This window comes from Streptomyces sp. NPDC048606, assembly GCF_040650855.1.
Taxonomy (GTDB): domain Bacteria; phylum Actinomycetota; class Actinomycetes; order Streptomycetales; family Streptomycetaceae; genus Streptomyces.
In genome coordinates, this window is the sequence record NZ_JBEZIB010000002.1 from 316,181 (window position 1) to 338,097 (window position 21,917).

The window sequence follows — 21,917 nt, forward strand, 5'->3', positions numbered from 1 at the left end:
GGGGGAGGCGAGGGGCAGCCGGAACCGGAACGGCCCCTCCGCGCGTCCTCGGACGAGGTGACATCGCGGCTAATGTGTGGGGCTGAGATGGCCGGCGATACATCTGGGGCAGCCCGTGCGTGAATATCTGCTGACGCTTTGCGTCACGGTCGCGGTGACCTACCTGCTGACCGGGCCCGTGCGGAAGTTCGCGATCGCGGCCGGGGCCATGCCGGAGATCCGCGCCCGCGACGTGCACCGCGAGCCGACACCGCGGCTCGGCGGGATCGCCATGTTCGGCGGCCTGTGCGCCGGTCTGTTGATCGCCGACCACCTGCGCAACCTCAACGGCGTCTTCGAGCTGTCGAACGAACCGCGCGCCCTGCTGTCGGGCGCGGCGCTGATCTGGCTCGTCGGGGTCCTGGACGACAAGTTCGAGATCGACGCCCTGATCAAGCTGGGCGCGCAGATGATCGCCGCCGGCGTGATGGTCATCCAGGGCCTGACCATCCTGTGGATCCCGGTGCCCGGCATCGGCACGATCTCCCTCACCCAGTGGCAGGGCAACCTGCTGACGGTGGCGCTCGTGGTGATCACGATCAACGCCGTGAACTTCGTCGACGGCCTCGACGGTCTCGCGGCCGGCATGGTGTGCATCGCCTCGGCGGCGTTCTTCCTCTACGCCTACCGCATCTGGTTCGGCTACGGCATCGAGGCGGCGGCGCCCGCGACCCTCTTCGCGGCCATCCTGATGGGCATGTGCCTGGGATTCCTGCCGCACAACATGCACCCCGCCCGGATCTTCATGGGGGATTCCGGCTCGATGCTGATCGGCCTCGTGCTGGCGGCCTCGGCCATCTCCATCACGGGCCAGGTGGACCCCGACACGATGGCGCTGTTCGCGGGTGGTGAGCGCAATGCCACGCACGCGATGCTGCCGGTCTTCATTCCGCTGCTGCTGCCGTTCACGATCATCGCGATCCCGGTCGCCGACCTGATCCTGGCCATCGTGCGGCGCACCTGGAACGGTCAGTCGCCCTTCGCGGCGGACCGCGGTCATCTGCACCACCGACTGCTGGAACTCGGGCATTCGCACAGCCGGGCCGTGCTGATCATGTATTTCTGGTCAGGGCTGATCGCATTCGGCGCGGTGGCCTATTCGGTGCATTCCGCCTCGATGTGGATCGTGCTCGGCATCGCGGCGCTGAGCGCGCTGGGTCTGGTCCTGCTCCTCCTGCCGCGGTTCACGCCGCGCGCCCCGCGGTGGGCCGAGGGTCTGGTCCCGCCCCGCTACCGGCACTCCGAGCGCGCCGCGGAGGCGGCCGTACGTCAGGACGAGGCGGCGGAGCCGGAGCCGGCGAGGCCGGTCGCGGCGGGAGTGGCGGGCGTCAACGGGGCGACCGCGGTAGGCCCCCGTTCGCGCCTCCCCGACCGGCGGAAGGCCGGATCGGCACGCTGACGCCGGGGTCGCATGTCCGACATGGATGCCCTTTAGCAGACAAGAAAGCGTCTTGTCCTGCACACACGCGCGGGGTACCTCTCATGTGTGACAGTCAGCACACCCGACAGGTAAAGCTCTCATCAAATAGTTTGTGATACCGTTCACTAAACCCGGTGACAGAGCCGAAGGACCGTAGTGCGACGGTCCATTGGCCCGAGGCTCTCGCTCGGACCGGGCTTACGCTCGTCCCCGTACGAGTTCCCGTACGAGTCCGTGCCCCCACCACCACGCGGAGCAAACCGCCATGCGGTCAGATGACGTCCGATCCCTCCTGCAAACCGCTGTACCCACAGCTGCCGCCGGCGCCATCGCCGCCGTGATCAGCGCGTTGGTCGTCGGCGGCAAGGGAGCCGTCGGAGCCGTCGTGGCCACCGTGGTCGTGATCCTCTTCATGGGCATCGGATTCGTCGTTCTGCAGCGCACGGCGAAATCACTGCCGCATCTGTTTCAGGCCATGGGGCTCATGCTCTACGCGGCCCAGATCCTGCTGCTCTTCGTCTTTCTCGCCGTGTTCAAGAACACGACACTGTTCAACCCCCGGGCGTTCGCCATCACGTTGGTCGCCACCACTCTTGTGTGGATCGGCGCACAGACGCGCGCTCACATGAAGGCCAAGATCCTCTACGTCGAGCCCGACTCGACCAAGGGCGAAAAGCCCGAAAACCCGGGATCGAAGTCGTGAGGGGTAGGGCCGGGATAAGTGCGCGTTCGAGATGCTGCTATCGTCCGGTTCCAACTGCGGCACTGCGGGCGCGGGCATCTGAGCTGACGCCTGTTCCATCGCGAGGCACGATGCCTGACTGCCGCCCCCACATCCGTTACACCAGTCCAGTGCCGAACCGCGGCTTCGCGCCGCGCCGACACAACGAGGTTGCCGTACCTATGCGCCACGCTGAAGGAGCCCGCGGTGAGTGCTGACCCGACGCAGGTCCTCGCCTTCGAGACCGACTGTCACATCTTCGACGGATGTGGCTTCCCCGGCCCGGGCCTGCACTCGTTCCTCTTCGAGCCGCTGTGGGGCGAAGCCGGCAGCAATGCCTACTTCAACAAGCCGATGCTGCTGGCCCTCCTGGGCTCCGTCATCATCGTGGCCTTCTTCTGGGCCGCCTTCGGCAAGGCGAAGATCGTTCCCGGCAAGCTCCAGATGATCGGCGAGGCGGGCTACGACTTCGTGCGCCGCGGCATCGTCTACGAGACCCTCGGCAAGAAGGAGGGCGAGAAGTACGTCCCCTTCATGGTCTCGCTGTTCTTCTTCGTCTGGATCCTGAACGTCTGGTCGATCGTTCCGGTGGCCCAGTTCCCGGTGACCTCGATCATCGCGTACCCGGCCGTCCTCGCACTGATCGTCTACGTCATCTGGATGTCGGTCACCTTCAAGCGCCACGGTTTCGTCGGCGGCCTGAAGAACCTCACCGGCTATGACAAGAGCCTCGGTGGCGTGCTCCCGCTGATCATGATCATCGAGTTCTTCTCGAACGTCCTGGTCCGCCCGTTCACCCACGCGGTCCGACTCTTCGCGAACATGTTCGCCGGTCACACCCTGCTGCTGCTCTTCACGATCGCCAGCTGGTACCTGCTGAACGGCATCGGCATCGCCTACGCCGGTGTGTCGTTCGTGATGGTGATCGTGATGACCGCCTTCGAGCTCTTCATCCAGGCCGTCCAGGCGTACGTCTTCGTCCTCCTGGCCTGCAGCTTCATCCAGGGCGCGCTGGCCGAGCACCACTGAGTCAGGCCCACCCCCGCTCAGCCCCCATTCGTCCGGTGGCCAACCCCCACCGGTCCGTGAAAGAGAAGGAAGAACTGGCATGTCCCAGACCCTTGCCGCCGTCACCGGCTCCCTCAGCTCCGTTGGTTACGGTCTCGCGGCCATCGGCCCCGGCGTCGGCGTCGGCATCATCTTCGGTAACGGCACCCAGGCCCTCGCCCGTCAGCCCGAGGCTGCCGGCCTGATCCGCGCCAACCAGATCCTCGGCTTCGCCTTCTGTGAGGCGCTCGCCCTCATCGGTCTGGTCATGCCGTTCGTCTACCCGAGCTCCTGATCCTCGGTTTCGACGAACAGCCCACTAGACGAAAGGCACTGATGTGAACCTCATGGTTCTCGCGGCTGAGATGGAGAACCCTCTCATCCCGCCGATCCCCGAGCTCGTCATCGGTCTGATCGCCTTCGTCATCGTCTTCGGCTTCCTCGCGAAGAAGCTCCTCCCGAACATCAACAAGGTTCTGGACGAGCGCCGCGAGGCCATCGAGGGCGGTATGGAGAAGGCCGAAGCGCTTCAGATCGAAGCCCAGAGCGTGCTGGAGCAGTACAAGGCCCAGCTCGCCGAGGCCCGGCACGAGGCCGCGCGCCTGCGCCAGGACGCGCTGGAGCAGGGCACTGCGCTCAAGGAAGAACTGCGCGCAGAGGGCCAGCGGCAGCGTGAGGAGATCATCGCTGCCGGTCACGCCCAGATCGCGGCAGACCGCAAGGCCGCCTCTCAGGCGCTGCGTCAGGACGTGGGCAAGCTCGCCACCGACCTGGCCGGAAAGCTCGTCGGCGAGTCCCTCGAGGACGCCGCCCGACAGAGCCGCACGATCGACCGCTTCCTCAGCGAGCTTGAGGAGAAGGCCGAGGCCGCCCGATGAACGGAGCGAGCCGCGAGGCGCTGGCCTCCGCGCGCGAGCGTCTCGACGCGCTGACGGACAACACGTCCGTCGACGCGACGAAGCTCGCCGGTGAGCTGGCAGCCGTCACCGCGCTGCTCGACCGTGAGGTCTCGCTGCGTCGGGTCATCACGGACCCGGCGCAGTCCGGCGAGGCCAAGGCCGAGCTGGTCGGTCGGCTGCTGTCCGGCCAGGTGGGCGGGGAGACCCTCGACCTGGTGTCCGGCATGGTGCGCTCCCGCTGGTCGCAGTCCCGCGACCTGGTGGACGCGCTGGAGGAGCTGGCCGCGACCGCCGACCTCACGTCGGCCCAGCGGAGCGGTGCGCTCGACAACGTCGAGGACGAGGTCTTCCGGTTCGGCCGGATCGTCGCCTCGAACGCCGGTCTGCGCAGCGCGCTGACCGACCGTGCGGCCACCGCCGCCGCCAAGAGCACGCTGCTCGGCACGCTGCTCGGCGGCAAGGCGAACGCCGTCACCGAGCGCCTGGTCATCCGTCTCGTCACGCACCCGCGTGGACGTAGCCTGGAAGCGGGACTCGAGTCCCTTTCCAAGCTCGCCGCCGAGCGCCGTGACCGCATGGTCGCCACCGTGACCACCGCGGTTCCGCTCAGCGACGCGCAGAAGCAGCGTCTCGGCGCGGTGCTGGCCAAGCTGTACGGCCGCCCGATGCACCTGAACCTCGACGTGGACCCCTCGGTCCTCGGCGGGATCTCGGTGCGGGTCGGCGACGAGGTCATCGACGGCACCATCGCGGAGCGCCTGTCCGAGGCGTCCCGCCGCATGGCCGGCTGACCTCAGCCACCAAAAGAACAAAAGCATTCCTAGCGGCCCGGTTGGGCCGTGCAGAACTTGCAGAAGATTCCTGGGGGTCGCCCCCAGACCCCTAAGAAGCTTCAGGCCCAACAAGGAGAGCAGGGAACCCAGATGGCGGAGCTCACGATCCGGCCGGAGGAGATCCGGGACGCACTGGAGAACTTTGTCCAGTCGTACCAGCCGGACGCGGCCTCGCGCGAGGAGGTCGGAACGGTCAGCGTTGCCGGCGACGGCATCGCGAAGGTGGAGGGCCTGCCCTCCGCCATGGCGAACGAGCTGCTGAAGTTCGAGGACGGCACCCTCGGTCTCGCCCTCAACCTCGAGGAGCGCGAGATCGGTGCGATCGTCCTCGGCGAGTTCAGCGGTATCGAGGAGGGCCAGCCGGTGCAGCGCACCGGTGAGGTTCTCTCCGTAGGTGTCGGCGAGGGCTACCTCGGCCGCGTCGTCGACCCGCTCGGCAACCCGATCGACGGCCTCGGCGAGATCGCGACCGAAGGCCGTCGCGCCCTCGAACTGCAGGCCCCGGGCGTCATGGTCCGTAAGTCCGTGCACGAGCCCATGCAGACCGGCTACAAGGCCGTCGACGCGATGGTGCCGATCGGCCGTGGCCAGCGTCAGCTGATCATCGGTGACCGTCAGACCGGCAAGACCGCCCTGGCCGTCGACACGATCATCAACCAGCGCGACAACTGGCGCTCGGGCGACGTGAACAAGCAGGTCCGCTGCATCTACGTCGCCATCGGCCAGAAGGGCTCGACCATCGCGTCCGTTCGCGGCGCCCTGGAAGAGGCCGGCGCGCTCGAGTACACGACGATCGTCGCCGCCCCGGCGTCCGACCCGGCCGGCTTCAAGTACCTGGCGCCGTACACCGGTTCCGCCATCGGCCAGCACTGGATGTACGCCGGCAAGCACGTCCTGATCATCTTCGACGACCTGTCGAAGCAGGCCGACGCCTACCGCGCCGTGTCGCTGCTGCTGCGCCGCCCGCCGGGCCGTGAGGCCTACCCGGGCGACGTCTTCTACCTGCACTCCCGTCTGCTGGAGCGTTGCGCGAAGCTCTCCGACGAGATGGGCGCCGGTTCGATGACCGGTCTGCCGATCGTCGAGACCAAGGCCAACGACGTGTCGGCGTTCATCCCGACCAACGTCATCTCCATCACCGACGGCCAGTGCTTCCTGGAGTCCGACCTGTTCAACGCGGGCCAGCGCCCGGCGCTGAACGTCGGTATCTCGGTCTCCCGCGTCGGTGGTTCCGCGCAGCACAAGGCCATGAAGCAGGTTTCGGGTCGTCTCCGCGTCGACCTGGCCCAGTACCGCGAGCTGGAGGCGTTCGCCGCCTTCGGTTCCGACCTGGACGCCGCGTCGAAGGCCTCGCTGGAGCGCGGCAAGCGCATGGTCGAGCTGCTGAAGCAGGGCCAGTACCAGCCGATGCCCGTCGAGGAGCAGGTCGTCTCCGTCTGGGCCGGCACCACCGGCAAGATGGACGACGTCCCGGTCGAGGACATCCGTCGCTTCGAGTCGGAGCTGCTGGAGCACCTGCGCCGCGAGCGCAAGGACCTCCTCACCTCCATCGCCGACGGCGGCAAGATGTCGGACGACACCCTCGGCTCGATCGCCGACGCCATCGCGGCCTTCAAGCGCCAGTTCGAGACCTCGGACGGCAAGCTCCTGGGCGAGGACGTGCCGGCCGTCAACGTCTCCAAGTGACGACGGAAGGGACCTGACTCATGGGAGCGCAGCTCCGGGTCTACAAGCGTCGCATCCGTGCCATCACGGCGACCAAGAAGATCACCAAGGCGATGGAGATGATCGCCGCCTCGCGCATCGTCAAGGCGCAGCGCAAGGTGGCGGCGTCGATGCCGTACGCGACCGAGCTCACCCGCGCGGTGACCGCGGTGGCGACCGGTTCGAACACCAAGCACGCCCTGACCACCGAGGTCGAGGCGCCGACCCGTGCCGCGATCGTGCTCATCACGAGCGACCGCGGTCTGGCCGGCGGCTACTCCTCGAACGCCATCAAGCAGGCGGACCGGCTCACCGAGCGGCTGCGCGCTGAGGGCAAGGAGGTCGACAGCTACATCGTCGGCCGCAAGGGTGTCGCCTACTACGGTTTCCGTGAGCGCAAGGTCACGGACTCGTGGACCGGCTTCACCGACAGCCCGGCCTACGCCGACGCCAAGCGCGTCGCGGCGCCGCTGATCGAGGCCATCCAGAAGGCCACGGCCGACGGTGGCGTCGACGAGCTGCACATCGTCTACACAGAATTCGTGTCGATGATGACGCAGAACGCGGTCGACGGCCGGATGCTGCCGCTCAGCCTCGACAAGGCTGCGGAGGAGGACGGTGCGAAGGGCGAGATCCTTCCGCTGTTCGAGTTCGAGCCGTCGGCGGAGGACGTCCTCGACGCCCTTCTGCCGCGCTACGTCGAGAGCCGGATCTACAACGCACTGCTGCAGTCGGCCGCTTCCGAGCACGCCGCCCGCCGCCGCGCGATGAAGTCGGCGACCGACAACGCCGGAGACCTCATCAAGAGCCTCTCCCGGCTTGCCAACGCGGCCCGCCAGGCCGAAATCACCCAGGAAATCAGCGAGATCGTCGGTGGCGCCAGCGCCATGGCCGACGCGACCGCGGGGAGTGACAAGTAATGACGACCTCTGTTGAGACGGCCGCCGCCACGGGCCGCGTCGCCCGGGTCATCGGCCCGGTCGTCGACGTGGAGTTCCCCGTCGACGCGATGCCCGACATCTACAACGCGCTGAAGGTCCAGGTCGCCGACCCGGCCGAGGACGGCGCGCTCAAGACGCTGACCCTTGAGGTCGCCCAGCACCTGGGTGACGGCATGGTCCGCACGATCTCGATGCAGCCCACCGACGGTCTGGTCCGCCAGGCCCCGGTGACCGACACGGGCGAGGGCATCACCGTCCCGGTCGGCGACTTCACCAAGGGCAAGGTGTTCAACACCCTGGGTGAGGTGCTCAACTACCCCGAGGCGAACGCCGAGGTCACCGAGCGCTGGCCCATCCACCGCAAGGCCCCGAGCTTCGACGAGCTCGAGTCCAAGACGGAGATGTTCGAGACCGGCGTCAAGGTCATCGACCTTCTCACCCCGTACGTCAAGGGTGGAAAGATCGGTCTGTTCGGTGGTGCCGGTGTCGGCAAGACCGTTCTGATCCAGGAAATGATCTACCGCGTCGCCAACAACCACGACGGTGTGTCGGTCTTCGCGGGCGTCGGTGAGCGCACCCGTGAGGGCAACGACCTCATCGAGGAAATGGGCGACTCGGGCGTCATCGACAAGACGGCGCTCGTCTTCGGCCAGATGGACGAGCCCCCGGGCACCCGTCTGCGCGTCGCCCTGGCCGGTCTGACCATGGCGGAGTACTTCCGCGATGTGCAGAAGCAGGACGTGCTGTTCTTCATCGACAACATCTTCCGGTACACCCAGGCCGGTTCCGAGGTGTCGACCCTGCTCGGCCGCATGCCCTCCGCGGTGGGTTACCAGCCGAACCTGGCCGACGAGATGGGTCTCCTCCAGGAGCGCATCACCTCGACCCGTGGTCACTCGATCACCTCCATGCAGGCGATCTACGTCCCCGCCGACGACCTCACCGACCCGGCGCCGGCGACCACCTTCGCCCACCTCGACGCGACGACGGTTCTCTCCCGTCCGATCTCCGAGAAGGGCATCTACCCGGCCGTGGACCCGCTGGACTCGACGTCCCGCATCCTCGACCCGCGGTACATCGCGGCGGACCACTACGCGGCCGCCATGCGTGTCAAGGGGATCCTCCAGAAGTACAAGGACCTCCAGGACATCATCGCGATCCTCGGTATCGACGAGCTGGGCGAGGAGGACAAGCTCGTTGTCCACCGTGCCCGTCGTGTCGAGCGCTTCCTGTCGCAGAACACCCACGTCGCCAAGCAGTTCACCGGCGTGGACGGTTCGGACGTTCCGCTCGACGAGTCGATCACCGCGTTCAACGCCATCTGCGACGGTGACTACGACCACTTCCCCGAGCAGGCGTTCTTCATGTGCGGTGGCATCGAGGACCTGAAGGCCAACGCCAAGGAGCTGGGCGTCTCCTGATCCGGCGCGCTCCGCGAGGAGCGCATCCGGTTCGCACGTTTCACGGAGAGGGGCGGGTGCGTCCCGTCCCTCTCCTCACGCCCATTAGAATTTGACCCAACACCCGGCCGACCCGCCGGGTGGTGACCCGAGGAGCCACCTTGGCTGCTGAGCTGCACGTCGAGCTGGTCGCGGCGGACCGCAATGTCTGGTCCGGCGAGGCCACCCTTGTTGTCGCCCGCACCACGTCCGGCGACATCGGCGTCATGCCCGGTCACCAGCCGCTTCTCGGTGTGCTGGAATCGGGCCCGGTGACCATCCGCACGAGCGAGGGCAACACTGTCGTCGCCGCGGTGCACGGCGGTTTCATCTCGTTCGCGGACAACAAGCTGTCCCTGCTGGCCGAGATCGCCGAGCTCGCTGACGAGATCGATGTCCAGCGTGCGGAGCGGGCACTGGAGCGCGCGAAGGCGGAGGCCGACTCGGCCTCCGAGCGTCGCGCCGATGTCCGGCTGCGCGCGGTCGCGGGGCACTGAGTCCCGTACCGAAGAGTTTGACACCTCAGCCGCGGTCCGTTCTGGAATTTTCCAGACCGGGTCGCGGCTGTGGCGATGTAGGTCCGCGACCGGACTCGTCCGGCGACGGGGACGGTCGTTTGTGGTTTTCGATGAGCGAGGAGGTCGGTGAAGATGCTCCTCGCTCTGCTTGTGAGCGGCCTGGTCGTAGCCCTGGTGGTGATCGGGCTGTTCGTGTTCGGGTTGCGCCGCAGACTGATCCAGCGTTCCGGCGGTACCTTCGACTGCAGCCTGCGCTGGGGCGTGTCCGAGGAACCGGACGTCTCGGGCAAGGGCTGGGTCTACGGGGTGGCCCGCTACAGCGGTGACCGCATCGAGTGGTTCCGCGTGTTCTCGTACTCCCCGCGCCCGCGCCGGCTGCTGGAGCGTTCCTCCATCGAGGTGATCGCCCGCCGCGCGCCCGAGGGCGAGGAGGAGCTGGCCCTGCTGTCCGACGCCGTCGTGCTCTGCTGTTCCCACCAGGGGACGCGCCTTGAGCTGGCGATGAGCGAGGACGCGCTGACCGGGTTCCTGGCCTGGCTGGAGGCGGCGCCTCCGGGGCAGCGGGTGAACGTCGCCTGAGTCGGCCCGGTCGGCCCCGGAGCGGGTCGCGCACGGGTGGCGTACGGCCGGCGGACGGACATGATGAAGCCGGGGAGACGGGGGCGGACCCGTCTCCCCGGCTTCGTCTCGTCACCGGGGCGGTGCGCGGGGTTACTGCAGCCCGGTGTGGATCGCGTTGGCGAGCTCACCGTTGGTGGTGTCGCCGCTGAACTCCCAGAAGAAGGCTCCCCGCAGGCCCTGGGTCTTGGTCCAGTTCATCTTTCCGGTGATGGTGGCGGGGGTGTCGTAGCTCCACCAGTTGCTGCCGCACTTGGCGTAGGCGGTGCCGGCGACGGTTCCGGTGGAGGGGCAGCTCGCCTTGAGGACCTTGTAGTCCTCGATGCCCTGCTCGTAGGTGCCCTGGGCGGGACCGGTGGCGGTTCCGCCGGGGCCGGCCTGGGTGACGCCCGTCCAGCCGCGGCCGTAGAAGCCGATGCCGAGGTTGAGCTTGGAGCCGGGGATGCCCTTGCCCTTGAGCTTGGTGATGGCGGCCTCGGAGTTGAAGCCGGCGATCGGGATGCCGCTGTACGAGGTCAGCGGGGAGTGCGGGGCGGTGGGGCCCTTGGCGTCCCAGGCGCCGAAGAAGTCGTACGTCATGACGTTGTAGAAGTCGGTGTACGGGGCGGCGCCGGCGTAGTCGGCGAGGTCCAGCTTGCCGCCGTTGGAGCCGTCGGCGGAGATCGCGGCGGTCACCAGGTTGGAGGCGCCGAACTTGGCGCGCATGGCCTGCATCATGTTCTTGAAGGAGGCGGCGCCGGAGGTGTCGCAGCTCAGGCCGCAGGCGTTGGGGTACTCCCAGTCCAGGTCGATGCCGTCGAAGACGTCGGCCCAGCGCGGGTCCTCGACGAGGTCGTAGCAGGACTGGGCGAAGGCGGTCGGGTTCTGGACGGCCTGGCCGAAGCCGCCGGACCAGGTCCAGCCGCCGAAGGACCACAGCACCTTGATGTGGGGGTACTGGGCCTTGAGCTTGCGCAGCTGGTTGAAGTTGCCGCGCAGCGGCTGGTCCCAGGTGTCGGCCTTGCCGTCGACGCTCTGGTCGGCGCCGTAGGCCTTGTCGTAGTCGGCGTAGGCGTCACCGATGGTGCACTTGCCGCCCTGGACGTTGCCGAACGCGTAGTTGATGTGGGTGATCTTCGCGGCGGAGCCGGAGGTGACCAGGTTCTTCACGTGGTAGTTGCGTCCGTAGACGCCCCAGTTCGTGAAGTAGCCCAGCTTGACCTTGGTGCCGGCGCCCGGGTCGGGGCCGGGGTCCGTGCCGCCGCCGGGGGTGGTGACGGAGAGGGCGCCGGAGGAGGGGCCGGTCTGGTCGGCGGTGTCCCGGGCGGTGACCGCGTAGCTGTAGGTGGTGCCCTTGGTCAGGCCGGTGTCGCCGTAGGTGGTGCCGGTGACGGTGGTGATCTTGTTGCCGTCGCGGTAGACGTCGTAGTTCTTGACGCCCTTGTCGTCGGTGGCGGCCGCCCAGGACAGGGTCACCGCGTTCTCGCCGAGCCCGCTGGCCGTGGGGGTGCCGGGGGCCGAGGGCGGGTTGTCGGTGGGGGTGCCGCCGCCGTCGCAGGAGCCGCCGTTGATCTTGCAGCCGCTCGGTGCGCCGGATCCGGAGCCGTTGAAGCCGAAGCTCGCGCTCTGGCCGGGGGAGAGGGTGCCGTTCCAGCCGAGGTTCTTGGCCGTCCAATGGGTGCCGGAGTTGGTGACGGTGGCGTCCCAGGCCGAGGTCACCCGGGTGTCGGCCGGGTAGTCCCACTCCACGGTCCACGAGGTGATGGTGGTGGTGCCGGTGTTCTTCACCGTCCACTTGCCCTCGAAGCCGGATCCCCAGTCGGAGACCTTGGTGAAGGTCGCGCTCGCGGCGCCGGCCGCCTGAGCGGGGGCGGCGAGACCGACCATCGCGGCGGCCGGCAGGGCGAGGGCGGCCACCGTGGCGGCCAGCCTTCTGAAGAGTCGGACACGTCGTGGGGGTGCTGTGCTCAAGGGTGCTCCTCCGTAGGTCCGTAGCCGCCGGTGGGGCCGACCGCTACATGGGGGTGGGACCTGCGCCGCCCGTGAGCACGCTCCGACACGATCTGTCATGGCACGCTCACCACAGTGATGCGGTGAGACTAGAAAGGTCTGGACCAACCGTCAAGAGGTCCAGACCTCATCTCCAGCGACCGTCTAGATGCCCAACTCCTGTGCCAGGACCGCCGCTTGGACCCGACTGCGCAACTCCAGCTTGCCCAACAGCCGGCTGACGTGCGTCTTCGCCGTCGCCTCCGCCATCTCCAGCCGCACCGCGATCTCCGCGTTCGACAACCCCTGGCCGAGCGCCGCCAGCACCTCCCGCTCCCGCGGGGTCAACGAGGCGACGGCCGCCTCCGTACCCGGGGCCACGGGGCGGCGCACGGCCTGCGGCGTGGCGAACTCGGCGATCAGCCGCCGGGTCACCGCGGGCGCGATCAACCCCTCGCCGCGCGCCACCGTCCGCACCGCGGCCACCAGCTCCGAGGCCTCCGCGTCCTTCAGCAGGAACCCCGACGCCCCCGCCCGCAGGGCGCCGAAGACGTACTCGTCCAGATCGAAGGTGGTCAGCACGAGGACGTCCGCCAACCCCTCCGCGACCACCTCGCGGGTGGCGGACACCCCGTCCAACCGGGGCATCTGCACGTCCATGAGGACCAGATCCGGCCGCAGTTCGCGGGCCAGGCGCACCGCCTCCTCGCCGTCCGCGGCCTCGCCCACCACCTCGATGTCGCCCGCGCTGCGCAGGATCAGCACCAGGCCCGCCCGTACCGCGCTCTGGTCCTCGGCCACCAGGACCCTGATACCGGCCTGCCGGTTCATCCCGCCACCACCTTCTCCTCGGCGGGCAGTGTCGCCCGCACCTGCCAAACCGTTCCCGCGGCGCCCGCCGTGAAGTGCCCGCCCAGCAGCTCCGCCCGCTCGCGCATGCCGACCAGTCCCGCCCCCGAACCGGGCGCCCGCGGACCGGGCCGCTGACCGTACGGCGAGTCCACCCGTACGGTCAGCACCCCGTCCGCCCGCGTCACGCGCACCCGCACGGTGCCCGGCACCGCGTGCTTGAGGGCGTTGGTCAGCGACTCCTGGACGATCCGGTACGCCGCCAGCTCCACCGGCGCCGGCAGCGGCTCCCCGGGCGGCCTGCGGTCCTCCAGCACGAAGTCCAGCCCGCTGCCCGCCCCGTTCGTCCGGGCCTTCCCGATCAGGCTGTCGAGACCGTCCAGCGAGGGCACGGCGACGGCCTCCTGCTCGGCCCCGGCGTCCCGGAGCAGCCCGATCAGCCGACGCATCTCGGCCAGCCCCTGCACGCTGTTCTCGCGGATCACCCCGAGCGCCTCGCGGCTGGTGGCGGGGGAGTCGATGGACAGCGCCGCGGTGGAGTGGATGGCGATGGCCGACAGGTGGTTGGCCACCATGTCGTGCAGCTCCCGGGCCATCCGCGCCCGCTCGGCCACCACCGCCTGCGCACGGTCCATCTCGGCCAGCAGCGCCGTCTGCTCCGCCCGCAACCGGGCGGCCTCTGCGGCCTCGCGGTGGTTGCGCAGGGTGGCGCCCGTCAGGGCCGGGCCGAAGCACACCACGCCGGTGACGAAGCCGATCAGCAGCGCCTGCGGGGTGCGCAGCCAGGCCACGCTCGCGATCGTGACGACGACGGTGATCAACCCGGTGGTCAGCGGCAGCCGCCGGGCCATGGCGGGTTTGCCGTAGACCACGGCCGCGTACATCAGGTCGGTGAAGATCACGACGGTGCCCAGGCTGCCCACCGTGAACTGGTCGGCGACGATCCCCACCGTTCCCACCGTCAGAGTCAGCCGCGGCATGCTGCGCCGCAGCAGCTCCATCACCCCGAGGACCGCGAGCGGGACGAGGGCCACCCAGTCGGGGAAGAAGGCGCGGTTGCCGTTGCCGTGGACGCCGAGGGACCACAGCAGGAGCCCGCCGGTCACGCTGACCACGGCGAGGAAGACGTCGTCGCGGTGCGGACGCGGGATCGGGAGGGTCACGGTCCCATCCAACACGGTGCGCGGCGGTGCGACGTCCCCGCCGGGGCGGAGGGCACGGCGGGGCGCACTACATCGAAGGGTGCAGCCGGGGTTCCTCTCCCACGACGACGCGGCGGGCCCGCGCGGACGGGAGTCTGGGGAGGAAGAGAGAACCGGACCCCGAAAGGACGGAGAATCCCGTGCTCGTCGCGCTGATCATCACCTGCGAGATCGCCTTCTGGGTGCTGCTGGCCGGCGGACTCGCGCTGCGCTACCTGGCGAAGATGCCGAGGCTCGGCGCGGTCGTGCTGCTGTGCGAGCCCGCGCTGGAGCTGGTGCTGCTCGTGGTCACCACCCTGGACCTCAGGAACGGCGGCGAGCCGAGTTGGAAGCACGGCCTTGCTGCCCTGTACATCGGCTTCACCGTGGCCTTCGGCCACTACACCGTGAAGTGGCTCGACGGGCACGCCGCGTACCGGCTGGCCGGGGGGCCGAAGCCGCCCGGCCCGAAGTACGGCAAGGAGCGGATCGTCCACGAGTGGAAGCTGTGGACCCGGACGGTGCTCGGCGCGGCCGTCGCCATCGGCCTCCTCCAGGCCGCCGTCTGGTACGTCGGCGACGCGGCCGACACCTCCTCGTTGCAGGCGTGGCAGTTCGCCGCGCTGCGCGTGGTCGGCATCCAGGCCCTCATCGCCGTCACGTACTCGATCTGGCCGCGCAAGGCGCCGAAGGAGACCGCAGCGGAGGCTGGCGCGGAGGCCGGCGCGGACGCCGAGGCCGCGGCGAAGCCCCTGGTGGAGGCCCCGGTGGACGCCCCGATCCGCAAGGACCGGGTGGACGCGCCCTAGCCGTACGGCGGGTCGGGCCGCTCGGCGGGAATTGGATCTCCGTCGACGGGGTTGGTGGGGGACGAGCCGTTGATCGGAGGGGTCATGAAAGCGATTCAGGTGTACGAAGTGGGCGGTCCCGAGGTGCTGCGGGAGGCCGAGGTGGAACAGCCGCGGCCGGGGCCGGGCGAGGCGGTCGTGGAGGTCGCCGCGTCCGGGGTCAACTTCCTCGACGTCTACCACCGCGAAGGCCGGTACAGCCTCCCGCTGCCCTTCACCCCGGGCACCGAGGGCGCCGGCACGGTCGTCGAAGTGGGACCCGGCGTCACCGACGTCGCGGTCGGGGACCGGGTCGGTTGGGTGGAGATCCCCGGCTCGTACGCCGAGCGGGCCGTCGTGGACGCCTCCCGGCTGGTGCCGCTGCCCGACGACATCGACTTCGAGACGGCCGCCGCCGTGCTCCTCCAGGGCATGACCGCGCACTACCTCGTCAAGGACGCCTACCCGGTCCAGCGGGGCGACACGGTGCTCGTGCACGCGGCCGCCGGTGGCATGGGGCTGCTCCTGACCCAGCTCGTCACCCACCTCGGCGGCGCGGTGATCGGCACGACGTCGACCCCGGCGAAGGCCGAGGCGGCGAAGCGTGCCGGGGCCGCCGAGGTGATCGTCTCCTCCGAGGTCGACGATCTCGCAGCCGAGGTGAGGCGGCTGGGCGGCGCTCAGGGGCTGCCCGTCGTCTTCGACGGGGTCGGCGCGCACACCTTCGACGCGAGCCTCGCGAGCCTGCGCCCCCGCGGCCGGCTCGTGCTCTTCGGCGCGGCGAGCGGCGCCGTGCCGCCGTTCGATCTGATGCGGCTCGCCCAGGGCGGTTCGCTGACCCTGATCCGGCCCAGCCTCGGGGACTTCGTCGCCGATCGCTCCGAACTGCTGCGCCGGGCCGCCGACGTGTTCGAGTGGGTGCGCTCCAAGGCGCTGGAGGTCACCGTGACGGGCCGCTACGCGTTGTCCGAGGCCGCCCGGGCCCACAGCGACCTGGAGGCTCGGCGTACGACCGGCAAGCTGCTCCTGGTACCGGACGCGGCCGCCGCCGGACGCGGTGGGGAGACGCGGATCGCCTAGCGCTCGCCGCCCGGGACCCACAGGACGTCGCCGACCTCCTTGTTGGCCGTACGGGCCAGGATGAACAGGAGGTCGGAGAGCCGGTTGAGGTAGGTGGCCGTCAGCGGGTTCATCGACTCGCCGTGCTCCTCCAGCGCGGCCCACGTGGAGCGCTCGGCCCGCCGGACCACCGTGCAGGCCTGGTGCAGCAGGGCAGCGCCGGGGGTGCCGCCGGGGAGGATGAAGCTGCGCAGCTTCTCCAGCTCCTCGTTGAAGGCGTCGCAGTCCGCTTCCAGCCGGTCCACGTAGAACTGCTCCACGCGCAGCGGCGGGTACTCGGGTTCCTCCACCACCGGGGTGCACAGGTCCGCGCCCACGTCGAAGAGGTCGTTCTGTACGCGGACCAGGACCTTCACGACCGGCTCCGGGAGCGAGCCCAGCGCGATGGCCGTGCCGATGGCGGCGTTGGCCTCGTTGGCGTCGGCGTACGCGGAGATGCGCAGGTCGGTCTTCCGGGTACGGCTCATGTCGCCGAGGGCGGTCGTGCCCTTGTCGCCGGTGCGGGTGTAGATGCGCGTGAGGTTCACCATGCGGCCAGCGTAGACGCCGGGAAGTGAACTGCGCGGCTGCGGACGGGTCCTGGGTCCGTCCGGTGTGATGTCCGTCATCTGAGACGTGACGCGTGTTACTTCGCGGTCACACCGCCCCTCACGGGCGCTAGTCTCCGCCGGAGAGGCTACGAGACCGGGCCTTGTCGAGACTGGGCCTGACAAAGAACGTGGGGTGTGCAGTGGCTGGGAAGCTCGCCGTCATCGGTGCCGGACTGATGGGTTCCGGAATCGCTCAGGTCTCCGCTCAGGCGGGGTGGGACGTCGTTCTGAGGGATGTCACCGACGCCGCGCTGACCCGTGGCACGGACGGCATCAAGGCCTCGTACGACAAGTTCGTCTCCAAGGGCAAGATGACGGCGGAGGACGCGGAGGCGGCGCTCGGCCGCATCACCACGACCACCGACCTCGGCGCGGTCGCCGACGTGGACATCGTCGTCGAGGCCGTCTTCGAGAAGCTGGAGGTCAAGCACGAGATCTTCCGCGCCCTCGACGAGCTGGTGCGCGAGGACGCGGTCCTCGCCTCCAACACCTCCGCCATCCCGATCACCAAGATCGCGGCCGTGACGAAGCGTCCGGAGCGGGTCGTCGGCGCGCACTTCTTCTCGCCCGTCCCGATGATGCAGCTCTGCGAGCTGGTGCGCGGATACAAGACGAGCGACGAAACCCTCGCCACCACGCGGGCGTTCGCCGAGTCCGTCGGCAAGACCTGCATCGTCGTCAACCGCGACGTCGCCGGCTTCGTGACGACCCGTCTGATCTCCGCCCTGGTCGTCGAGGCCGCGAAGCTCTACGAATCGGGCGTCGCCACCGCCGAGGACATCGACATCGCCTGCAAGCTGGGCTTCGGTCACGCCATGGGGCCGCTGGCCACCGCCGACCTCACCGGCGTCGACATCCTGCTGCACGCCACGAGCAACATCTACACCGAGTCCCAGGACGAGAAGTTCGCGCCGCCGGAGCTGATGCGCCGCATGGTCGACGCCGGGGACCTCGGCCGCAAGAGCGGCCAGGGCTTCTACCAGCACTGAGAACGAACGTTCGGGTCCCAACACCCTACGGGGTGAATTAGGTATCGGTTCGCTCACGGTCGGCAACTTCACTGCCCGCGAGGCAGTCAGATGCAGTGAGAGTTGCCGACCACGGACCAGTCGGACCACACGCACGCAGTACAGCCGGGGAGCACACATGCACATCAGGGGCGACCACGCCGAACTCGCGGTCGGGGGTCGCCTCGACGTGCGCAGCGCGGCGGACGCCCGTACGGCCTTGCACAGCGCCCTCGACGACGGCCACGGCGACCTCGTGCTCGACCTGACCGGGCTCGACTCCTGGGACGCGACCGGACTCGGCGTGATCATGGGCGCCCACCGGCGGGCCGGGCGCACCGGGCGGCGCCTGGTCCTGCGCGGGGTGCCCGACCGGATGCAGCGCCTCCTGGTGGCGACCCGGCTGCACCGCATCCTCGCGATCGAGGGCGGGCTGGAAGCGGAGTCCCTGCCCCGGGTGTGACCCGGGGCGCCGGGACAGGGCCGGCGCCGGGGCCGGGCCAAAATGGGCTGCGGGTCCGGGACCGGCTGCGCTTACATGGCCGCATGGTGTCCACCGACCGACTGGCCGCCTTCGCCGCCATGTCCCTCCTGCTGATCGTCATCCCCGGCCCCAGCGTGCTCTTCGTCGTCGGACGCGCGCTCGCACAGGGCCGCCGGGTCGCGCTGACCACCGTCGCCGGCAACACGCTCGGGTCCTACGTCCTGGTCGTGGCCGTCGCCCTCGGCGTCGGCACCGTCGTCGAACGGTCCGTCCTCGTCTTCACCGCGCTGAAGCTGGCCGGCGCCGCGTACCTCGTGTACCTGGGCGTCAAGGCCGTACGGCAGCGCGGATCCCTGCGGGCGGCTCTCGACGGCCGTGAGGCGCCCCCGGCGGGCGGCACCCTGCGGACCCTCGCCGAGGGCTTCGCCGTCGGCGTCGCCAACCCGAAGACCATCGTGTTCTACGCCGCCGTGCTGCCCCAGTTCGTCGACCGCGCCCAGGGCCACGTGATCCTCCAGATGCTCGTGCTCGGGCTGGTCTTCAACGTCCTCGCCCTGGTCTGCGACAGCGTCTGGGGCGTGGCCGCCGCCACCGCCCGCGGCTGGTTCGCCCGGTCGCCCCGACGGCTCTCCCTGGTCGGCGGGATCGGCGGACTCGGCATGATCGGACTCGGCGTCACCGTCGCCGCGACCGGCCGCGAGGGCTGACCGCACGCCCCGGAACGTATCCGGAGAAAACCGGACGGTACGGGGTCGAAGGCACCCCCTGAGCTTTCCGCGCCACCTTCCACGGTCTAGGCTCCGGGCGGAAACCGGACCAGAAGCGACAGCGACGTGCGAGCGAGCGAGGGCCGGGCACAGGACGGCGACGGCGCGCACGACGCGATCGGGGGACTTGGTCATGGACCGTACGCAGGGGCAGCCCGACCAGGGGGAGCGGCAGGCCGGCCGGCCGCTCGCCACGACGCGGGCCGAGGCGCCCGCCGGCCCGCCCGCAGGTCACGCCGGCGACCGGCCCCCGGCCGCCCCCGGACCCCTGCGGATGGTGACCCTGACCGCCGGGGAGTTCACCCTCACCGTCAACCCCCTCGACGGCAGCGAGATCGAACCCCTGCGGCCCGGCACCGAACGCGCCGCGGACCGTCCCGCCAAGCGCGACGCCGCCGCCCGCGCCGAGCGGGAGGCCCTCGCGGGACCGCCCGCGCTGCCCGGGGCGCCCCTGCCCGCACGCCCGCCGCGCTCGCGCACCGACGAGGAGGAACGGCTCGTTCGCCTCCTCGGCCGGGGTCGCTCCGTACGCCTCACCGGACCGTCCGGCTCCGGCCGCTCCACCCTCCTGGGCGCCGTCGCCGGCGCCTGCGCCGGCCTCGCGCCCGACGGTGTCGTCCGGATCAGCGGCCACGGGATGCACCAGCCCACCGACGTCCTGCACGCCCTGTACACCGCCGTGTACGACTGCGCCGAGCGCCGCCCCGACCGCACGCGGCTCCTCGCACGGGTCCGCGACATCGGCGCGATCGTGCTCCTCGACGACCTGGAACTGGGCGGCCCCGCCCTCGACGAGCTGCTGCGCGCCACCCCCGAGTGCGCCTTCCTCCTGGTCGCCGGCCCCGACACCAAGCCGCCGGCCGACGACACCCGCCTCGACGAGGTCTTCCTCGGCGGGCTCGACCTGGCCGAGTGCCTCCTGCTGCTGGAGACGGCCACCGGACGCGCCCTGACCGACGCGGAACAGGCCTGGGCGGCGGACCTGCGCTTCGCCTCCGAGGGCCTGCCGCTGCGCTTCGTCCAGGCCGCCGCCCTGCTGCGCCAACGCGACGAGCTGAACCGGATCGCCGAGCCGGACGACGACGAGGAGCCGGGCGTCTTCGAGGAGCGCCCCCGCGACGTCGGCCCCGTACCGCTGCCCACGCTCGCCGAAGCCGCCGCCCCCGCCGTGCTGCTCGCCTCCCGGGTCAGCGAATCGGCCCGCGCCGCCCTGCGCATCGCCTGCGCCCTGGGCGGGGAACTCCCGCACCACGCGCACCTGCCCGCGCTGGTGGGGGACACGCACGCCGACGCCGCCGTCGCCGAACTCCTGGGCTGCGGACTGATCACCCCCGTCGGGTCGCGCCACCGGCTCGCCGAGGGGGTCGCGCGGCAGCTGGAGGAGGCCGGTTACGGAGAGACCGCGGCCGAGGAGGCCCGTACGGCGGCCCGCCACTACGCCTGGTGGACCGGGCACGCCTCCGTGACCCCGGAGCGGGTCGCCGCCGAGGCGGACGCGGTCCTGGCCGCGCTGGCCGGGGCCGACGTGGTGGCCGCCGTCCTGCTGGCCCGCACGGCGGCGCCGGCCCTCGCCGCCTCCCTGCACTGGGAGGCGTGGGAACGCGCGCTGCGCGCGGGGGCCGAGGCCGCCCGCAAGGCCGGGGAGGTCGCCGAGCAGGCGTACTTCCACCACGAACTCGGGGTGCTCGCCCTGTGCGAGGGACGCCTGGACCGGGCCCGCGCCGAGCTGGAGGCCTCGATCGGGCTGCGCGGGGCCCTCGCGGACAAGCGCGGCACGGTCGCGGGCCGCCGCGCGCTGGCGCTCGTCACCGACCGCGAGGCGCTCGGCGTGGAGGTCTCGCCGCCGCTGCGGCTGGAGGCGCCGGTCTCCATGACGAAGCCCGCGAAGCCCGGGGCGCCCGCGTCGTCCGCCCAGCCCGGAACGCCTGCCCGGCCCGGGTCGTCCGCTCAGGCCGGAACATCCGCCCAGCCCTGGCCGTCCGCTCAGGCCGGAACGCCCGGCAAGTCCGGGGCGGCCGGGGCGGCCGGGCACACCGCCGTCCCCGCCCTGTCCGCGCCGCCCGCCCTCCCCGCCCTGCCGGCCGCACCCGTATCGGCGTCCGCATCCGCAGCCGCGTCCGCCGCCCCGGTGTCGCCCGTCGCACCGCGCTCCGAGGCCGTCACGCAGGTCAACCCGCTGATCGCCGCCGCCGTACCCCCGACCGCGCACGCGACCACCCTCTCGCAGGTCTTCGAGGACGCCTTCCCGAACCTCCCCGAGACCCCCGCACCCGTCCCCGCCCCGGCCCCGCACCACCCCGCCCCGGAACCGGCCGGTCGCCGCCGGACGGTGCTGATGGCCGCCGCCGGGGCCCTCTCGGTGGTGGCGCTCGGCACGGTCGTGGGCCTGTCGGTGGCCTCGGGCGACGCCGAGACGCCGAAGTCCCCGCCGGCCGCCTCGACCCCGCCGCCGGACACCGCCGACACCCCGCAGGTCCCGCAGGTGCCGGGGGGCAGCGGGAACGATCCTGCGCCGGACCCCGCCGCCCCCTCGGCCGACGCGCCCGCCGGACCGTCCGCCGGACCGTCCGCCGACCCCGGAGCGGGCCGGGCCTCGCGACCGACCGGCCCGGCCGGGCCGGGCCCCACGTCGGGCCCCCAGCGCCCGCCGGCGACGCGGCCCGCGCCGCCCGGACCGGGCAGCCCCAAGCCCCCGGCCCCCGTCACCTCGCCGCCCGCCTCGACGAGCCCGCAGCCCCCGACCACCGTGCCGCCGGTGACCCCGCCCGTGACGGGGCCGACGACGCCGGATACGGGCACCCCGAGCACCTCGGCGGCGGCCTCCCGCCCCGCGGCCTCTTCGTCGCCGTCCTCCGCGTCCTCCGCGTCGTCGCCGACGATCTGAGCGGGCCCGGGTACGCACGAGCCCGCGAGACGCCCAGGGCGCCTCGCGGGCTCGGAGGGGAA

21 protein-coding genes are annotated in these 21,917 nt (G+C 70.7%); 17 read left to right on the plus strand and 4 right to left on the minus strand.

Annotation, left to right across the window (positions count from 1 at the left end; all coding sequences use genetic code 11):
- The first annotated feature begins 103 nt into the window (after positions 1-103).
- From AB0D01_RS03530 to AB0D01_RS03580, 11 genes are all read left to right on the plus strand, one after another.
- On the plus strand, positions 104-1,438 hold the full coding sequence (locus tag AB0D01_RS03530) for an MraY family glycosyltransferase (protein WP_363053433.1): 1,335 nt from the start codon (positions 104-106) through the stop codon (positions 1,436-1,438).
- A gap of 286 nt (positions 1,439-1,724) precedes the next feature.
- Positions 1,725-2,162, plus strand: a complete 438-nt coding sequence (locus AB0D01_RS03535) for a hypothetical protein (RefSeq protein ID WP_363053307.1) — start codon at positions 1,725-1,727, stop codon at positions 2,160-2,162.
- Positions 2,163-2,372: 210 nt separating this feature from the next.
- The gene (gene atpB / locus AB0D01_RS03540; RefSeq protein WP_363053434.1) at positions 2,373-3,209 is read left to right on the plus strand and encodes a F0F1 ATP synthase subunit A; all 837 of its coding nucleotides are present in this window, start codon (positions 2,373-2,375) and stop codon (positions 3,207-3,209) included.
- Positions 3,210-3,288: 79 nt separating this feature from the next.
- Positions 3,289-3,522: an ATP synthase F0 subunit C gene (gene atpE / locus AB0D01_RS03545; RefSeq protein WP_007266589.1), complete on the plus strand. Its 234-nt coding sequence runs from the start codon at positions 3,289-3,291 to the stop codon at positions 3,520-3,522.
- A 52-nt stretch (positions 3,523-3,574) separates the two neighbouring features.
- Complete coding sequence (locus AB0D01_RS03550) at positions 3,575-4,105, plus strand: F0F1 ATP synthase subunit B (RefSeq protein ID WP_363053308.1); 531 nt, start codon at positions 3,575-3,577, stop codon at positions 4,103-4,105.
- Entirely contained in the window at positions 4,102-4,917 is an 816-nt protein-coding gene (locus AB0D01_RS03555) for a F0F1 ATP synthase subunit delta (RefSeq protein ID WP_363053309.1), read from the plus strand. The genes AB0D01_RS03550 and AB0D01_RS03555 overlap by 4 nt, the downstream gene beginning before the upstream one ends.
- 132 nt (positions 4,918-5,049) lie before the next feature.
- Positions 5,050-6,645, plus strand: coding sequence for a F0F1 ATP synthase subunit alpha (atpA, locus tag AB0D01_RS03560; protein ID WP_363053310.1), 1,596 nt, complete (start codon positions 5,050-5,052; stop codon positions 6,643-6,645).
- A gap of 20 nt (positions 6,646-6,665) precedes the next feature.
- A complete protein-coding gene (locus AB0D01_RS03565) occupies positions 6,666-7,583 on the plus strand; it encodes a F0F1 ATP synthase subunit gamma (RefSeq protein WP_363053311.1) in 918 nt (305 codons plus the stop codon).
- Positions 7,583-9,025 carry a F0F1 ATP synthase subunit beta gene (gene atpD / locus AB0D01_RS03570; RefSeq protein ID WP_361598909.1) on the plus strand — a complete coding sequence of 481 codons (1,443 nt, stop codon included), beginning with the start codon at positions 7,583-7,585 and terminating at the stop codon, positions 9,023-9,025. Before AB0D01_RS03565 ends, atpD begins: the two co-directional genes overlap by 1 nt.
- Positions 9,026-9,165: 140 nt before the next feature.
- Positions 9,166-9,540: a F0F1 ATP synthase subunit epsilon gene (locus AB0D01_RS03575; RefSeq protein WP_363053312.1), complete on the plus strand. Its 375-nt coding sequence runs from the start codon at positions 9,166-9,168 to the stop codon at positions 9,538-9,540.
- 153 nt (positions 9,541-9,693) lie between these two features.
- A complete protein-coding gene (locus tag AB0D01_RS03580) occupies positions 9,694-10,140 on the plus strand; it encodes a DUF2550 domain-containing protein (RefSeq protein WP_363053313.1) in 447 nt (148 codons plus the stop codon).
- 132 nt (positions 10,141-10,272) lie between these two features.
- On the opposite strand, the gene AB0D01_RS03585 is transcribed toward AB0D01_RS03580, so the two are convergent.
- The 3 genes from AB0D01_RS03585 to AB0D01_RS03595 form a co-directional block, all read right to left on the minus strand.
- Positions 10,273-12,045, minus strand: coding sequence for a glycoside hydrolase family 18 chitinase (locus tag AB0D01_RS03585; protein WP_363053435.1), 1,773 nt, complete (start codon positions 12,043-12,045; stop codon positions 10,273-10,275).
- Between the two features lie 267 nt (positions 12,046-12,312).
- Positions 12,313-12,978 carry a response regulator transcription factor gene (locus tag AB0D01_RS03590; protein WP_363053314.1) on the minus strand — a complete coding sequence of 222 codons (666 nt, stop codon included), beginning with the start codon at positions 12,976-12,978 and terminating at the stop codon, positions 12,313-12,315.
- The gene (locus AB0D01_RS03595; protein ID WP_363053436.1) at positions 12,975-14,171 is read right to left on the minus strand and encodes a histidine kinase; all 1,197 of its coding nucleotides are present in this window, start codon (positions 14,169-14,171) and stop codon (positions 12,975-12,977) included. The genes AB0D01_RS03590 and AB0D01_RS03595 overlap by 4 nt, the downstream gene beginning before the upstream one ends.
- Positions 14,172-14,338: 167 nt before the next feature.
- Here AB0D01_RS03595 and AB0D01_RS03600 point away from each other — a divergent pair, with 167 nt between their 5' ends.
- Positions 14,339-14,986, plus strand: a complete 648-nt coding sequence (locus AB0D01_RS03600) for a hypothetical protein (protein ID WP_363053315.1) — start codon at positions 14,339-14,341, stop codon at positions 14,984-14,986.
- Between the two features lie 84 nt (positions 14,987-15,070).
- On the plus strand, positions 15,071-16,084 hold the full coding sequence (locus AB0D01_RS03605) for a quinone oxidoreductase (RefSeq protein WP_363053316.1): 1,014 nt from the start codon (positions 15,071-15,073) through the stop codon (positions 16,082-16,084).
- Here AB0D01_RS03605 and AB0D01_RS03610 read toward each other — a convergent pair.
- On the minus strand, positions 16,081-16,653 hold the full coding sequence (locus AB0D01_RS03610; protein WP_363053317.1) for a cob(I)yrinic acid a,c-diamide adenosyltransferase: 573 nt from the start codon (positions 16,651-16,653) through the stop codon (positions 16,081-16,083). The two genes, AB0D01_RS03605 and AB0D01_RS03610, sit on opposite strands and share 4 nt — an antisense overlap.
- A 200-nt stretch (positions 16,654-16,853) precedes the next feature.
- Between AB0D01_RS03610 and AB0D01_RS03615 the strand changes: the two genes are divergently transcribed.
- The 4 genes from AB0D01_RS03615 to AB0D01_RS03630 all read left to right on the plus strand — a co-directional run bounded on the left by AB0D01_RS03615 (position 16,854) and on the right by AB0D01_RS03630 (position 21,855).
- On the plus strand, positions 16,854-17,702 hold the full coding sequence (locus AB0D01_RS03615) for a 3-hydroxyacyl-CoA dehydrogenase family protein (RefSeq protein ID WP_363053318.1): 849 nt from the start codon (positions 16,854-16,856) through the stop codon (positions 17,700-17,702).
- A gap of 157 nt (positions 17,703-17,859) precedes the next feature.
- A complete protein-coding gene (locus tag AB0D01_RS03620; RefSeq protein WP_363053319.1) occupies positions 17,860-18,183 on the plus strand; it encodes an STAS domain-containing protein in 324 nt (107 codons plus the stop codon).
- An 83-nt stretch (positions 18,184-18,266) separates the two neighbouring features.
- A complete protein-coding gene (locus tag AB0D01_RS03625; RefSeq protein WP_363053320.1) occupies positions 18,267-18,911 on the plus strand; it encodes a LysE family translocator in 645 nt (214 codons plus the stop codon).
- Positions 18,912-19,104: 193 nt separating this feature from the next.
- Entirely contained in the window at positions 19,105-21,855 is a 2,751-nt protein-coding gene (locus AB0D01_RS03630; RefSeq protein ID WP_363053321.1) for an ATP-binding protein, read from the plus strand.
- Positions 21,856-21,917 lie beyond the last annotated feature (62 nt).

Coding starts and splice junctions, on each gene's coding strand:
- atpA (WP_363053310.1), top strand. CDS start 5,050: ATGGCGGAGCTCACGATCCGGCCGGAGGAGATCCGGGACGCACTGGAG.
- AB0D01_RS03555 (WP_363053309.1), top strand. CDS start 4,102: ATGAACGGAGCGAGCCGCGAGGCGCTGGCCTCCGCGCGCGAGCGTCTC.
- atpE (WP_007266589.1), top strand. CDS start 3,289: ATGTCCCAGACCCTTGCCGCCGTCACCGGCTCCCTCAGCTCCGTTGGT.
- AB0D01_RS03565 (WP_363053311.1), top strand. CDS start 6,666: ATGGGAGCGCAGCTCCGGGTCTACAAGCGTCGCATCCGTGCCATCACG.
- AB0D01_RS03580 (WP_363053313.1), top strand. CDS start 9,694: ATGCTCCTCGCTCTGCTTGTGAGCGGCCTGGTCGTAGCCCTGGTGGTG.
- AB0D01_RS03630 (WP_363053321.1), top strand. CDS start 19,105: ATGGACCGTACGCAGGGGCAGCCCGACCAGGGGGAGCGGCAGGCCGGC.
- AB0D01_RS03625 (WP_363053320.1), top strand. CDS start 18,267: ATGGTGTCCACCGACCGACTGGCCGCCTTCGCCGCCATGTCCCTCCTG.
- AB0D01_RS03585 (WP_363053435.1), bottom strand. CDS start 12,045: ATGGTCGGTCTCGCCGCCCCCGCTCAGGCGGCCGGCGCCGCGAGCGCG.
- atpD (WP_361598909.1), top strand. CDS start 7,583: ATGACGACCTCTGTTGAGACGGCCGCCGCCACGGGCCGCGTCGCCCGG.
- AB0D01_RS03610 (WP_363053317.1), bottom strand. CDS start 16,653: ATGGTGAACCTCACGCGCATCTACACCCGCACCGGCGACAAGGGCACG.
- AB0D01_RS03535 (WP_363053307.1), top strand. CDS start 1,725: ATGCGGTCAGATGACGTCCGATCCCTCCTGCAAACCGCTGTACCCACA.
- AB0D01_RS03590 (WP_363053314.1), bottom strand. CDS start 12,978: ATGAACCGGCAGGCCGGTATCAGGGTCCTGGTGGCCGAGGACCAGAGC.
- AB0D01_RS03620 (WP_363053319.1), top strand. CDS start 17,860: ATGCACATCAGGGGCGACCACGCCGAACTCGCGGTCGGGGGTCGCCTC.
- AB0D01_RS03550 (WP_363053308.1), top strand. CDS start 3,575: ATGGTTCTCGCGGCTGAGATGGAGAACCCTCTCATCCCGCCGATCCCC.
- AB0D01_RS03605 (WP_363053316.1), top strand. CDS start 15,071: ATGAAAGCGATTCAGGTGTACGAAGTGGGCGGTCCCGAGGTGCTGCGG.